General features: G+C 71.5%; 13 protein-coding genes and 1 rRNA gene. 11 read left to right on the forward strand and 3 right to left on the reverse strand.

Features of this window, described 5'->3' with window-relative positions:
- Positions 1-211: 211 nt before the first annotated feature.
- Positions 212-328: ribosomal RNA gene (gene rrf, locus ABZ953_RS26665) — 5S ribosomal RNA — on the forward strand.
- 118 nt (positions 329-446) lie between these two features.
- Here the strand turns inward: rrf and ABZ953_RS26670 are convergent.
- The gene (locus ABZ953_RS26670) at positions 447-1,823 is read right to left on the reverse strand and encodes a hypothetical protein (protein ID WP_361728884.1); all 1,377 of its coding nucleotides are present in this window, start codon (positions 1,821-1,823) and stop codon (positions 447-449) included.
- Here ABZ953_RS26670 and ABZ953_RS26675 point away from each other — a divergent pair.
- The 3 genes from ABZ953_RS26675 (at position 1,794) to ABZ953_RS26685 (ending at position 4,397) form a co-directional block, all read left to right on the forward strand.
- Positions 1,794-2,633: a tetratricopeptide repeat protein gene (locus tag ABZ953_RS26675; RefSeq protein ID WP_361728832.1), complete on the forward strand. Its 840-nt coding sequence runs from the start codon at positions 1,794-1,796 to the stop codon at positions 2,631-2,633. The two genes, ABZ953_RS26670 and ABZ953_RS26675, sit on opposite strands and share 30 nt — an antisense overlap.
- A gap of 202 nt (positions 2,634-2,835) precedes the next feature.
- A complete protein-coding gene (locus ABZ953_RS26680; protein WP_361728317.1) occupies positions 2,836-3,243 on the forward strand; it encodes a YciI family protein in 408 nt (135 codons plus the stop codon).
- 8 nt (positions 3,244-3,251) lie between these two features.
- On the forward strand, positions 3,252-4,397 hold the full coding sequence (locus ABZ953_RS26685) for a DUF6596 domain-containing protein (RefSeq protein ID WP_361728835.1): 1,146 nt from the start codon (positions 3,252-3,254) through the stop codon (positions 4,395-4,397).
- Between the two features lie 6 nt (positions 4,398-4,403).
- On the opposite strand, the gene ABZ953_RS26690 is transcribed toward ABZ953_RS26685, so the two are convergent.
- Positions 4,404-5,687: a DUF1015 domain-containing protein gene (locus ABZ953_RS26690; RefSeq protein WP_361728320.1), complete on the reverse strand. Its 1,284-nt coding sequence runs from the start codon at positions 5,685-5,687 to the stop codon at positions 4,404-4,406.
- 72 nt (positions 5,688-5,759) lie between these two features.
- On the opposite strand from ABZ953_RS26690, the gene ABZ953_RS26695 reads away from it, so the two are divergent.
- From ABZ953_RS26695 to ABZ953_RS26710, 4 genes are all read left to right on the forward strand, one after another.
- Complete coding sequence (locus tag ABZ953_RS26695) at positions 5,760-6,812, forward strand: HAD hydrolase-like protein (protein ID WP_361728323.1); 1,053 nt, start codon at positions 5,760-5,762, stop codon at positions 6,810-6,812.
- Between the two features lie 133 nt (positions 6,813-6,945).
- Complete coding sequence (locus ABZ953_RS26700) at positions 6,946-7,989, forward strand: iron chelate uptake ABC transporter family permease subunit (RefSeq protein ID WP_361728325.1); 1,044 nt, start codon at positions 6,946-6,948, stop codon at positions 7,987-7,989.
- Positions 7,986-9,014: an iron chelate uptake ABC transporter family permease subunit gene (locus ABZ953_RS26705; protein WP_361728328.1), complete on the forward strand. Its 1,029-nt coding sequence runs from the start codon at positions 7,986-7,988 to the stop codon at positions 9,012-9,014. The genes ABZ953_RS26700 and ABZ953_RS26705 overlap by 4 nt, the downstream gene beginning before the upstream one ends.
- Before the next feature lie 31 nt (positions 9,015-9,045).
- The gene (locus tag ABZ953_RS26710; protein WP_361728331.1) at positions 9,046-9,912 is read left to right on the forward strand and encodes an ABC transporter ATP-binding protein; all 867 of its coding nucleotides are present in this window, start codon (positions 9,046-9,048) and stop codon (positions 9,910-9,912) included.
- Here the strand turns inward: ABZ953_RS26710 and ABZ953_RS26715 are convergent.
- On the reverse strand, positions 9,896-10,243 hold the full coding sequence (locus tag ABZ953_RS26715) for an SCP2 sterol-binding domain-containing protein (RefSeq protein WP_361728334.1): 348 nt from the start codon (positions 10,241-10,243) through the stop codon (positions 9,896-9,898). The two genes, ABZ953_RS26710 and ABZ953_RS26715, sit on opposite strands and share 17 nt — an antisense overlap.
- Before the next feature lie 42 nt (positions 10,244-10,285).
- On the opposite strand from ABZ953_RS26715, the gene ABZ953_RS26720 reads away from it, so the two are divergent.
- The 3 genes from ABZ953_RS26720 to ABZ953_RS26730 are packed head-to-tail and all read left to right on the forward strand — an operon-like array spanning position 10,286 to position 12,400.
- A complete protein-coding gene (locus ABZ953_RS26720; protein ID WP_361728337.1) occupies positions 10,286-10,630 on the forward strand; it encodes a hypothetical protein in 345 nt (114 codons plus the stop codon).
- 7 nt (positions 10,631-10,637) lie between these two features.
- Positions 10,638-11,453, forward strand: a complete 816-nt coding sequence (locus tag ABZ953_RS26725; RefSeq protein ID WP_361728340.1) for a TlyA family RNA methyltransferase — start codon at positions 10,638-10,640, stop codon at positions 11,451-11,453.
- Between the two features lie 5 nt (positions 11,454-11,458).
- Positions 11,459-12,400, forward strand: a complete 942-nt coding sequence (locus ABZ953_RS26730) for an NAD kinase (RefSeq protein ID WP_361728838.1) — start codon at positions 11,459-11,461, stop codon at positions 12,398-12,400.
- The last annotated feature ends 84 nt before the right edge of the window (positions 12,401-12,484 follow it).

Genomic DNA, 12,484 nt, shown 5'->3' on the forward strand with positions numbered 1-12,484 from the left:
GTTGATAGGCCAGATCTGGAAGCCCGGTAACGGGTGGAGGTGACTGGTACTAATAGGCCGAGGGCTTGTCCTCAGTTGCTCGCGTCCACTGTGTTTGTTCTGAAACAACGAACAGTTGTGTCGGCTGAACAGCGTCACTAATTAATTGAAGAGTGTGCTTGTTCGCTGCCCTGTTTGGGATCCTACGGTTCCGTAGGATATTTCATAGGGTTTCGGTGGTCATAGCGTGAGGGAAACGCCCGGTTACATTTCGAACCCGGAAGCTAAGCCTCAAAGCGCCGATGGTACTGCAGGGGGGACCCTGTGGGAGAGTAGGACGCCGCCGAACAATTTTTGAGGACCCTTGGTCCCAGCGTCCACGCTGGGACCAAGGGTCCTTTTGTTTTTGTCGAAGCGCGCCGGCCTGCAGGCTGCGCGAGAATGACTGCGGTACCGAAGACTAGGAGTCACCGATGTCCCCCAACTCTCCCGATGAGCGACCGGAGCGCGACCAGCGCAGCCGGGACGGTGGTGACCGGGGCGGATACCGCGGGGCTCCGCGACGCGACAACGACCGTAACGATCGCGGTGACCGTGGTGACCGCGGCGGGTTCCGCCGTGACGACAACCGTGGTGGCGGCGGTGGCGGTGGCTACCGCGGACGCGACGACCGCCGTGACGACCGACGCGAGGGCGATCGGGACCGCGGTGGGCGCCCCCCGTTCCGGCGCGATGACCGACCCAGCGGGCCGCGCCAGGATGACCGTGACCGTGGTGGCTTCCGCCGTGACGACCGGTCCGTCTCCGGTGCGCCGCGTCGCGATGACCGTCGTGACAACGACCGTGGTGACCGTGGCGGCTTCCGTCGCGATGACCGTGGTGACAGCGGCCGTCCGCCCTTCCGTCGTGACGACCGGCGTGATGACCGTCGTGACAATGATCGCGGTGACCGTGGCGGCTTCCGTCGCGATGACAACCGTGGTGGCGGCAGTGGCGGTGGCGGTGGCTACCGTGGTCGTGATGACCGTCGGGACGACCGGCGTGATGGTGACCGTGGTGGGTTCCGTCGCGATGACCGTGGTACCTCCGGTGCGCCGCGCCGTGACGACCGTCGCGACAGTGACCGTCCGCCCTTCCGTCGCGACGACCGTGGTGACCGCGGTGGCAGTGACCGTCCGCCCTTCCGTCGTGATGACCGGCGTGATGACCGTCGTGACAATGATCGCGGTGACCGTGGCGGCTTCCGTCGCGATGACAACCGTGGTGGCGGCAGTGGCGGTGGCGGTGGCTACCGTGGTCGTGATGACCGTCGGGACGACCGGCGTGATGGTGACCGTGGTGGGTTCCGTCGCGATGACCGTGGTACCTCCGGTGCGCCGCGCCGTGACGACCGTGGTGACCGTCGCGACAATGACCGTCCCCCCTTCCGCCGCGACGACCGTGGCGACCGCGGTGACAGCGGCCGTCCCCCCTTCCGCCGCGACGACCGCGGTGGCAGTGACCGTCCCCCCTTCCGCCGCGATGACCGGCGTGATGACCGTCGTGACAATGATCGCGGTGACCGTGGCGGCTTCCGTCGCGATGACAACCGTAGTGGCGGCAGTGGCGGTGGCTACCGTGGGCGCGACGACCGGGCGCCGCGCGGAGACGACCGTGGGCGTGCGCCGCGGCGCGACGACGACCGGGGCGGCCGTCCCGGTGGGTTCCGTGGGCGCGACGACCGTCGGGATGACCGGCGTGACGACCGACGCGACGGCGACCGCGGTGGCTACCGCGGTGGGCGTGACGACCGTGACCGCGAGCCCATCAAGCGGCTGCCGATCCCGGACGAGGTCACGGGGCACGAGATCGACAAGGACGTACAGCAGGAGCTGCAGAGCCTTCCCAAGGGGCTGGCCGAGGACGTCGCCAGGAACCTGGTGATGGTCGCCAAGCTCATCGACGAGGAGCCCGAGGAGGCGTACGCCTACTCGCGGATCGCTCTGCGGCTGGCTTCCAGGGTCGCCTCCGTGCGTGAGGCCGCGGGCTTCGCCGCGTACGCGAACCAGAAGTACAGCGAGGCGCTCGCCGAGTTCCGGGCTGCTCGCCGGATGACCGGCAGCGTCGATCTGTGGCCCGTCATGGCGGACTGCGAGCGCGGTCTCGGCCGGCCCGAGAAGGCGCTGGAGATGGCCGGTGCCCCCGAGGTGCACAAGCTCGACAAGGCCGCACAGGTCGAGATGCGGCTCGTCGCCGCCGGGGCGCGCCGCGACCTGGGCCAGATCGACGCCGCCATCGTGACCCTGCAGAGCCCCGAGCTGGCGTCGAACTCGGCGCAGCCCTGGACGCCTCGCCTGCGGTACGCGTACGCCGACGCGCTGCTCGCGGCCGGTCGCGAGGACGAGGCGCGTGAGTGGTTCGCGAAGGTCGTCGAGTCCGACAAGGACGGCAGCACCGACGCCTCGGACCGGCTCGCTGAGCTGGAGGGCGTCGAGTTCGTGGACGTACTGGTGGAGGACGAGGAGCGGGACGGCGCGGAGGGCTTGGAAGACTCCGACGGCTCCGACGGATCCGACGACTCCTCTGAGGGCTCCGAAGCCTCCGTTGACTCTGACGACTCCAAGGACACCGAAGGCTCCGAGGAGCCGGTTCGTCGGGATGCTGACGAGGGCTGACCTGCTGAGTCAGCGGATGATCGACGTATGAAGGGCGGGCTCCTGAGGGGGCCCGCCTTTGTGTTTCCTGGCCTCTTTCCTGGCCTCGTCTTTCCCGGCCTCGTTGAAAAAAGTTCGGGGGCGGTGTCGAGAATGCCCGACCGGCTCCGTCCTCGTAGTGAAGGTGACCAGAATGGGTCGCACAACATCGAGGAGACGCACGATGGCCAAGTACCTGCTGCTCAAGCACTACCGCGGTGCCCCCGCTCCCGCCAACGACGTGCCGATGGACCAGTGGACGCCTCAGGAGATCTCGGCGCACGTGAAGTACATGCGGGACTTCGCGGACCGGCTGGAGAAGACCGGTGAGTTCGTCGACGGCCAGGCGTTGGCGCCCGAGGGGACGTTCGTCCGGTACGACGGTGAGGGGCGGCCGCCGGTCACCGACGGCCCGTTCGCCGAGACCAAGGACCTCATCGCCGGTTGGATGGTGATCGACGTCGACAGTTACGAGCGCGCCGTCGAGCTGGCCGGTGAGCTGTCCGCGGCTCCCGGGGCGGGCGGGAAGCCGATCCACGAGTGGCTGGAGCTGCGCCCGTTCCTGCACGCGCCGCCCACCATCTCGGAGTGAGCCCGTCGATGGACGAGGCCCTGCTACGGAGCCTCACGCCGAGCGTGCTCGGCATCCTCGTCCGCCGCGGAGCCGACTTCGCGGCGGCCGAGGACGCCGTGCAGGACGCGCTGATCGAGGCGGTCCGCGGCTGGCCGGACGACCGGCCGAGGGATCCGAAGGGGTGGCTGGTCACCGTGGCCTGGCGCCGGTTCCTCGACGCGGCCCGGGCGGACACCGCCCGCCGTCGGCGTGAGGACGTCGCCGAGGAGGAGCCCGCGCCGGGGCCCGCGCCCGGTGTGGACGACACGCTCCAGCTCTACTTCCTGTGCGCCCACCCGTCGCTGACGCCGTCGTCCGCGGTGGCGCTCACGCTGCGCGCCGTCGGCGGGCTCACCACCCGCCAGATCGCCCAGGCCTACCTGGTGCCCGAGGCGACCATGGCGCAGCGCATCAGCCGGGCCAAGCGCACCGTCTCCGCCGTACGGTTCGATCGGCCGGGGGATGTCGCGACCGTGCTGCGTGTCCTCTATCTGGTCTTCAACGAGGGCTACTCCGGGGACGTCGACCTCGCCGCCGAGGCGATCCGGCTGACCCGGCAGCTCGCGGCCGCGATCGACCACCCGGAGGTGGCGGGGCTGCTCGCGCTCATGCTGCTCCACCATGCCCGGCGCGCTGCCCGGACCGCGCCCGACGGCAGCCTGGTGCCGCTCGCCGAGCAGGACCGGAGCCGGTGGGACACCCGGATGATCGCTGAGGGTGTGGGGATCCTGCAGGCGGCCCTCGCCCGCGACCGGCTCGGCGAGTTCCAGGCGCAGGCCGCCGTGGCGGCGCTGCACGCCGACGCGCCCACCGCGGGGGAGACCGACTGGGTACAGATCGTGGAGTGGTACGACGAGCTCGTGCGGTTGACCGAAAGCCCGGTCGTCCGGCTCAACCGGGCGGTGGCCGTCGGCGAGGCGGACGGGCCGCGTGCGGGTCTGGCGGCCCTCTCCGTAGTCGACGACGCACTGCCCAGGCACACCGCGGTGGCGGCCTACCTCCATGAGCGCGACGGCGATCTGACGACGGCAGCCCTGCTGTACGTAGAGGCTGCCCGGAAGGCGTCCGACCTCGCCGAGCGCGATCACCTGACGCGGCAGGCCGCCCGGCTCAACGCCCGGCGCCGGGGCTGACGGCGTTCAGCAGGTCAGATCCCGCAGGACCAGGCCGGTGGCCGGTTTCGGGCCGAAGGAGGTCGACTTGCGGGGCATCGTGACGCCCTGCTGGGCGAGGTCGCGCACGACCTCCTCGCGGACCGGGTGCATCAGGATCGCCGTACCGCCGTCGCGCTCCGCCTTCTCGACCGTCGCCGCGGTGTCGTGGATGTACGCGATGTGGTCGGGGGTGTCGGGGATCCGCCACATGTGGTCGAGGAGGGTGGCGTGCAGGACCGTCGCGTCCAGGGTGCGCCAGGCCTCGGGGAGGTCGTCCGGGATCGTACGGGCGAGGAGGTCCGGGGAGGGGCGGTCGATGAGGTGGAAGGCTCCGTCACCCGCGAGGACGAAGGCGTTGCTGTCGGCGGCGGCGCGGGCCAGGGCTTCGACGGCGTTGCCGAGCGGGCCCTCGACGGTACGTATGCGGAAGGAGCCGCCGAGGGCGTGCAGGGCGGCGGCCACCGGAAGGCGGTGGAGGTAGCGGTGGATGGCGCGGACGCGCAGCGGATAGCGGACGGTGTCCACCAGGAGCACCAGGCCGTAGTCCCAGGCGCTCGGTGAGGGGTGCTCGGCGCGCAGGCGCAGGTTGGTCGCCCAGCGGTGGTGGCCGTCCGCGATCAGCGCCTGGTGGTGGGAGAGATCCGTCTGGATCTCGGCGATCTCGGCGGGGTCGGTGACGGGCCACAGGCGGTGGTGGAACCCGTCCTCCGTGGTCGTGGAGAGGAGGGGCTCGCGCCGGGCGGTGCGTTCGATGACGGCCGTCGCGCCCTTGGGATCGTTCTCGCCGTCGCTGCGGTAGGTCAAAAGCAGCGGTTCCAGATTGGCCGAGGTCGCCCGCATGAGGGCCGCGCGGTCCTCGACGACGTGCGGCATGACGCCTTCGTGGGGGAGGACGATGCCGTCCTCGGTCTCCGAGAGGCGGAGCGCGCCGATGATGCCGCGCTGCAGGATGTCGTCGTCCTGCTGTTCGTAGACGTACAGGCTGGGCTCGGTGTCGGGGGCGAGGATGCCTTCGGCGAGCCAGGTGTGGAGGGTGTCGGCGGCCTGTCGGTTGCGGGCGGCCGGGGTGGTGGCCTGCGGGAGGATCAGCCGGACGATGTTGTGCGGGTCGGCGGATTCCAGGTGGAGCAGGCCGTCCGGCCGTACGACCACGTCGTACGGGGGTGAGGTCACCGCGGCGAGACTGCCGACCCGTTCGGGGACGTAGCGCACGCCCCGGAACGGGATCAGGTCGAGGCCGCTGGCGTCGGTGTGACCCGCTGTGTTCATTAGGGCATCGTATGTGTGTCAGTGGCATAAGCGATGATCGGGGGAGTGGGATCGAGCGAGGAGCGATGTGCAATGAGCCAGACCGCGGACCGGAGTGCGGGGCGGGGCGTCAGGACGCGTCCCGCGGGCAGTGAGCGGGCGCTGAGCGAGGTCTACGACACGGCTCTGCTCGACCTGGACGGGGTGGTGTACACGGGCGGGCAGGCCATCGCGCACGCCGTCGATTCGCTGGGCACGGCTCGCGACGGCGGCATGCACCTGGCGTACGTCACGAACAACGCGCTGCGCACGCCGGACGCGGTGGCGGAGCATCTGACGGAGCTGGGCATCGCGACCGGGGGGCCGGACGTCATCACGTCGGCTCAGGCGGTGGCCCGCCTGGTCAGTGAGCAAGTACCCCAGGGCGCGCGGGTGTTGGTGATCGGTGGCGAGGGGCTGCGGGTCGCGCTGCGCGAGCGGGGCCTGGAGCCGGTCGAGTCGGCCGACGACGATCCGGTGGCGGTCGCGCAGGGGTACGGGGGCCCCGACCTGGCGTGGGGGCGGTTCGCGGAGGCCTGTTACGCGATCTCGCGCGGGGTTCCGTGGTTCGCGTCCAACACGGACCTGACGATCCCGAGCGCCCGCGGCATCGCGCCGGGCAACGGCGCGGCCGTCGAGGTCGTACGGATCGCGACGGGCGCCGAGCCGCAGGTGGCGGGCAAGCCGCTGCCGCCCATGCACCGGGAGACGATCCTGCGGACGGGTGCGGAGCGTCCTCTGGTGGTGGGCGACCGCCTCGACACGGACATCGAGGGGGCCTCCAACGGGGAGGTGGACTCGCTGCTCGTGCTGACCGGCGTCACGGACGGCGCGCAGCTGCTTGCCGCCCGGCCCGAGCACCGGCCGACGTACGTGGCCGCGGATCTGCGCGGAATGCTCACCGGCCAGCCCGAGGTCGCCCCGGCGGAGGGTGGTTTCGGCTGCGGCGGATGGACCGCCTCCGTGCGGGACGGGGAGCTCGCGCTGGACGGTGACGGCGACGCCATGGACGGGCTGCGGGCGCTCTGCGCGGCGGCCTGGACGGAGGCGGGGGACGGCACGTGCGACCTGGACGCGAAGAAGGTGCTTGCCCGGCTGGGCGTGTGAGGTGGGCGGGCGGCCCGGGATGCTTCCGGGGGCCTTCTCGGTATCTCGGTACGCTTCCCGGATCTCGGTACGCTTCCCGGGGGACGTTCCCGGCCGCGGGCAACCAGGTGGGAGGGTAGGCTAACCTAACCAGGTGTTGGTCGACAGTCCCCCAGAAGCCCGCGCGGAGGCCGCCTCCGCGCCGCCCGAGCGCCGCGCGATACGCAGCGTCGGATTGCTCGTATCGGCGGCCGTCCTGCTCCTCGTGTTCTTCGCGAGCATCGCGGTCGGCGCCAAATCGATGTCCATGGACCAGGTCTGGCACGGGCTGTTCCAGGACACCGGAACGTACGGGGACGTCGTCGTCGGTGAACGGCTCGCGCGCAGCCTGCTCGGGCTGCTCGCCGGGACGGCCCTCGGCCTCTCCGGCGCCGTCCTCCAGGCGCTCACCCGCAATCCGCTGGCCGACCCCGGGCTCCTCGGCATCAACCTCGGGGCCTCCGCCGCGGTCGTCAGCGCGATCAGCTTCTTCGGCGTCACCTCACTGAGCGGCTACGTCTGGTTCGCCTTCGTCGGCGCCATGGCCGTCGGCGTCCTGCTCTACGTCCTCGGCGGCGCGCGCGGCGCGACCCCCGTGCGCCTCGCCCTCGCCGGTACCGCGATCAGCGCGGCGCTCTACGGCTATCTGCAGGCCGTCATGATCATGGACGGCGCCGCGCTCAACAAGATGCGCTTCTGGACGGTCGGCTCCCTGGCCTCCGCCAACATGGACACCATCAAGCAGGTGCTGCCCTTCCTCGCGGTCGGCGCCGTCCTCGCCCTCTCCCTGGCCAGGCCGCTCAACGCGATGGCCATGGGCGACGACACGGCCCGCGCGCTCGGCGCCCACCTCAACCGCACGCGCGCGCTGTCCATGGCCGCGGCGACCCTGCTGTGCGGGGCCGCGACCGCGGCCTGCGGCCCGATCGTGTTCATCGGCCTGATGGTGCCGCACATCGTGCGCTCCTTCACCGGCCCCGACATGCGGTGGATCCTGCCGTACGCGGCCCTCCTCTCGCCGGTGCTGCTGCTCGGCGCGGACGTCGTCGGGCGCATCGTGGCGCGGCCCGCGGAGCTCCAGGTGGGGATCGTGACCGCGGTCATCGGCGCGCCGGTCTTCGTCTTTCTCGTACGTCGGCGGAAGTTGGCCCAGCTGTGAAGGCAGTACGCACCCGGGGCGGCCTCTCCGTCCGGCTCGACGTCCGCACGACCGTGGTCGTCGTCCTGCTCGCCGTCGCCGCGCTCGCCGCGAGCGTCGTCCTGATCGGCACCGGCGACTTCCCCATCCCGGCCGCCGACGTCGTCCGCACCCTGCTCGGCAACGGTGACGCCGGACAGGAGCTCATCATCAACGACCTGCGCCTGCCGCGGGTCCTGGTCGGGCTCCTGGTCGGCGCGGCCCTCGGGCTCGGCGGCGCCCTCTTCCAGTCCATCGCCCGCAACCCGCTGGGCAGCCCGGACGTGCTCGGCCTCGGACAGGGGTCGACCGCCGGGGCGCTCACGGTGATCGTCGTATTCCACGGCGGCGCGGCTCAGGTCGCCGGTGGCGCGCTGGCCGGCGGTCTCGTCACCGGCTTCGCCATCTATCTGCTCGCCTGGAAGCGGGGTGTGCACGGCTACCGGCTCGTCCTGGTCGGCATCGGCGTCTCCGCGTTCATCACGGCCGTCAACGGCTATCTGCTCACCAAGGCCGACTTCGTCGACGCCGCCCGCTCCGTGGTCTGGATGACCGGCTCCCTGAACGGCCGTGACTGGGAGCAGGTCTGGCCGCTGCTCGTGCTCTGCGCCGTCCTCGTACCGCTCGTGCTCGTGTACGGGCGGCCGCTGCGGATGCTCGAGATGGGCGACGACGTCGCCAACGCGCTCGGCGTACGGGTCGAACGCACCCGCTTCGTGCTGCTCACCGCCTCCGTACTGCTCACCGCGGCCGCCACCGCCGCCGCGGGCCCCGTCAGCTTCGTCGCGCTCACCGCGCCGCAGCTGGCCCGCCGGCTCACCCGCTCGCCGGGACCCAATCTGATGCCCGCGATGTTCATGGGCGCCACGCTCCTGATCGTCGCGGACTGGGCCTCGCAGCGGGCCTTCGGCGCGGACCAGCTGCCCGTCGGTGTCGTCACCGGCGTGCTCGGCGGCGTCTATCTGCTGGGGCTGCTCGTCAGCCAGCGCAAGGCGGGACGCGTATGAAAACGGGACGACGCATATGAGCGGGACGCATATGAGCGGGACGCATGTGAACGAGAACCAACTCCAGGACCAGGAGCGTGCTGCTGTGAACCGGCTCGTCGCCGACGACGTCACCCTCGGCTATGACCAGCGCGTCATCGCGGAGAAGCTGTCCGTCGAGATCCCCGACAACTCCTTCACCGTGATCGTGGGCCCCAACGCCTGCGGCAAGTCCACGCTGCTCCGGGCCCTGTCCCGGATGCTCAAGCCGTCCGCGGGGCGGGTGCTGCTCGACGGGAACGTCATCCAGTCGATGCCGGCGAAGAAGGTCGCCAAGACGCTCGGCCTGCTGCCGCAGTCGTCCATCGCGCCCGACGGCATCACCGTCGGTGACCTGGTCGCCCGCGGCCGCTACCCCCATCAGGGCCTCCTTCGGCAGTGGTCGGAGGACGACGAGCGGATCGTCGACGAGTCCATGGAGTCGACCGGCGTGCGCGAGCTCGCCGAGCGCTATGTCGACGAGCTCTCCGGAGGCCAGCGCCAGCGCGTCTGGATCGCCATGGCCCTCGCCCAGCAGACCCCGCTGCTGCTCCTCGACGAGCCGACGACCTTCCTCGACATCCAGCACCAGCTCGATGTCCTCGACCTCTGCGCCGAGCTCCACGAGGAGCAGGGCCGCACGCTCGTCGCCGTCCTGCACGACCTGAACCACGCCGCCCGCTACGCCACGCACCTCATCGCCCTGCGCGACGGCGCCGTGCTCGCCGAGGGCCCACCGTCCGAGATCGTCACGGCGGAGCTGGTGAAGGAGGCCTTCGGCATCGACTGCCAGATCATCGAGGACCCGGAGAGCGGGACTCCGCTGGTGATCCCGGCCGCCCGCGGGGGCCGCCGGAGCCTGGCTAGAGCAGCGACCTGAGCCGGAGCAGGTCCCGGAAGCCCGCTTCCAGCCTGACGCGGCCGGAGGCCCACGCCTTCGCGAAGTTGAGCTCGCCGTCCACCATCGCGAGCAGGTCGTCCCCGGCCATCGCGAGACGGATCTCCGCCTTCTCGCGCGGCGGGCCCGGGTGGCTGTCGAGCACCGTGATCCGGCCGTTCTCGAGGCGGCCGGTGAAGGTCACGTCGAGGTCGGTGATGCGGCAGCTCAGCGAGCGGTTCAGGGCCGCGGCGCCGCGCACGTCGCCGTCGGCGGACGCGAGATCGTCCGAGAGTCTGTCGAGTGCCGTACGGCACTCCGCCATGGTCGCCATCGTGATCGACCGTACCCCAGGCCTTCGGGGTAGCGTCGTGCCATGAGCGACTCCTACGCGGGCCCCAGCGACTCCTACGCGGGTCCCGAAGAGCACGAAGCGGAGTCGGTGGATCCGGAGCCGCAGACGCCGGACGAGCCGTCGCAGGACCCCGCTGTCCCCGCGCCCCTCGGCATCGGGCGCACCCCCACCGGTGACGCGGGCGTGGACGCCGTGCTCGCCCGGCTCGGCGACGCGGACCACCTCGCCACGGACGGCCACACCGAGGTGTACGAGGATGTACACCGGGGCCTGCGCGACGCGCTGACCGCGCTCGACACGCGCCCCGGCCCGCCGGCACCCACCGGCGCGCCGACATCCTCGTACGACAGGAACGACAGGAGCTGAACCGAACGTGGCAGGAGTGGCACGACGCCGCCTCGACGCCGAGCTCGTCCGCAGGAAGCTCGCGCGCTCGCGCGAGCACGCGAGCCAGCTGATCGCCGCCGGCCGGGTCGCGGTCGGCAAGACCGTCGCGACCAAGGCCGCGACGCAGGTGGAGACGGCCGCCGCGATCGTGGTCTCGCCGGCTGACGACGACCCCGACTACGTCTCGCGCGGCGGGCACAAACTGGCGGGCGCCCTCGCCGCCTTCGGGCCGCTGGGGCTGGTCGTCGAGGGCCGCAGGGCGCTGGACGCGGGCGCGTCCACCGGCGGCTTCACCGACGTGCTGCTGCGCGCCGGTGTCGCGCACGTCGTCGCCGTCGACGTGGGCTACGGCCAGCTCGCCTGGTCGTTGCAGAGCGACGACCGGGTCACTGTGAAGGACCGCACGAACGTACGTGAGTTGACGCGGGAGGCGATCGACGGGGTCCCCGTCGACGTGATCGTCGGAGACCTCTCCTTCATCCCGCTCGGCCTGGTGCTGCCCGCCCTGGCGCGGTGCGCGGCGCCCGACGCGGACCTCGTCCTCATGGTCAAGCCGCAGTTCGAGGTCGGCAAGGAGCGGCTCGGCAGCGGCGGTGTGGTGCGCAGCGCCGAACTGCGCGCCGATGCCGTGCGCGGGGTGGCACGGCAGGCGTGGGGGCTCGGCCTCGGGGTGCGCGGGGTGACCGCGAGCCCGCTGCCGGGACCCTCCGGGAATGTCGAGTACTTTCTGTGGCTGCGCGCCGGGGCCGACGAGCTGGACCCGGCGGACGTTGACCGTGCCGTGGCGGAGGGGCCCCGTTGACCCAGATCCGAGAGACCCAGATCCGAGAGACCCAGACGAGAGAGAGCCGACCGGGAGAGGCCAGGACGGTCTTCCTGCTCGCGCACACCGGCCGCCCCGCGGCCATCCGCAGCGCCGAACTCGTCGTCCAGGGGCTGCTGCGCAGCGGCCTCGGCGTGCGGGTCCTTGAGGCGGAGGCCGTGGATCTGCCGCTGCCGCCCGAGGTCCAGACGGTCAAGGAGGCGACGGCCGACTGCATCGACGACTGCGAGCTGATCGTCGTCCTCGGCGGTGACGGGACGCTGCTGCGCGGCGCCGAGTTCGCCCGCGCCTCCGGAGTGCCGATGCTCGGGGTGAACCTCGGGCGCGTGGGCTTCCTCGCGGAGGCCGAGCGGGACGACCTCGACAAGGTCGTCGACCGCGTGGTCACCAGGGCGTACGAGGTCGAGGAGCGCATGACGATCGACGTCGTCGTGCGCCGCAACGGCGACGTCATGCACCGGGACTGGGCCATGAACGAGGCCGCCGTGCAGAAGGTGTCTCCGGAGCGGATGCTGGAGGTCGTCCTGGAGATCGACGGGCGGCCCGTCACCGGCTTCGGGTGCGACGGCATCGTGTGCGCCACACCGACCGGTTCGACGGCGTACGCGTTCTCGGCGGGCGGGCCCGTGGTGTGGCCGGAGGTGGAGGCGCTGCTCATGGTGCCGATCAGCGCGCACGCCCTCTTCGCCAAGCCCCTTGTGACCTCGCCGGACTCGGTGCTCGCCGTCGAGGTCCAGCCGCACACGCCGCACGGGGTGCTGTGGTGCGACGGGCGGCGGACCGTGGAACTGCCGTCGGGGGCGCGGGTAGAGGTGCGCAGGGGTGAGGTGCCGGTACGGCTCGCCCGGCTGCACCACGCGTCGTTCACGGATCGACTTGTCGCCAAGTTCGCGCTGCCGGTGTCGGGGTGGCGGGGCGCGCCGTGACGCTCCGCTGGGTTGGGCGGTGACGCTCCGAGGGGGGCGCTCCGGGTGAGGTGCGCGGTGCGGGTTGTGTGTGGCTTGTCGCGC

It is taken from the genome of Streptomyces sp. NPDC046465, from assembly GCF_040646035.1.
Lineage (GTDB): Bacteria > Actinomycetota > Actinomycetes > Streptomycetales > Streptomycetaceae > Streptomyces.

What these genes read in the sequence shown, in the direction of transcription:
- ABZ953_RS26680 (WP_361728317.1), top strand. Translation starts at nt 2,836, where the DNA reads ATGGCCAAGTACCTGCTGCTCAAGCACTACCGCGGTGCCCCCGCTCCC.
- ABZ953_RS26685 (WP_361728835.1), top strand. Translation starts at nt 3,252, where the DNA reads ATGGACGAGGCCCTGCTACGGAGCCTCACGCCGAGCGTGCTCGGCATC.
- ABZ953_RS26690 (WP_361728320.1), bottom strand. Translation starts at nt 5,687, where the DNA reads ATGAACACAGCGGGTCACACCGACGCCAGCGGCCTCGACCTGATCCCG.
- ABZ953_RS26695 (WP_361728323.1), top strand. Translation starts at nt 5,760, where the DNA reads ATGAGCCAGACCGCGGACCGGAGTGCGGGGCGGGGCGTCAGGACGCGT.
- ABZ953_RS26710 (WP_361728331.1), top strand. Translation starts at nt 9,046, where the DNA reads ATGAGCGGGACGCATGTGAACGAGAACCAACTCCAGGACCAGGAGCGT.
- ABZ953_RS26715 (WP_361728334.1), bottom strand. Translation starts at nt 10,243, where the DNA reads ATGGCGACCATGGCGGAGTGCCGTACGGCACTCGACAGACTCTCGGAC.
- ABZ953_RS26720 (WP_361728337.1), top strand. Translation starts at nt 10,286, where the DNA reads ATGAGCGACTCCTACGCGGGCCCCAGCGACTCCTACGCGGGTCCCGAA.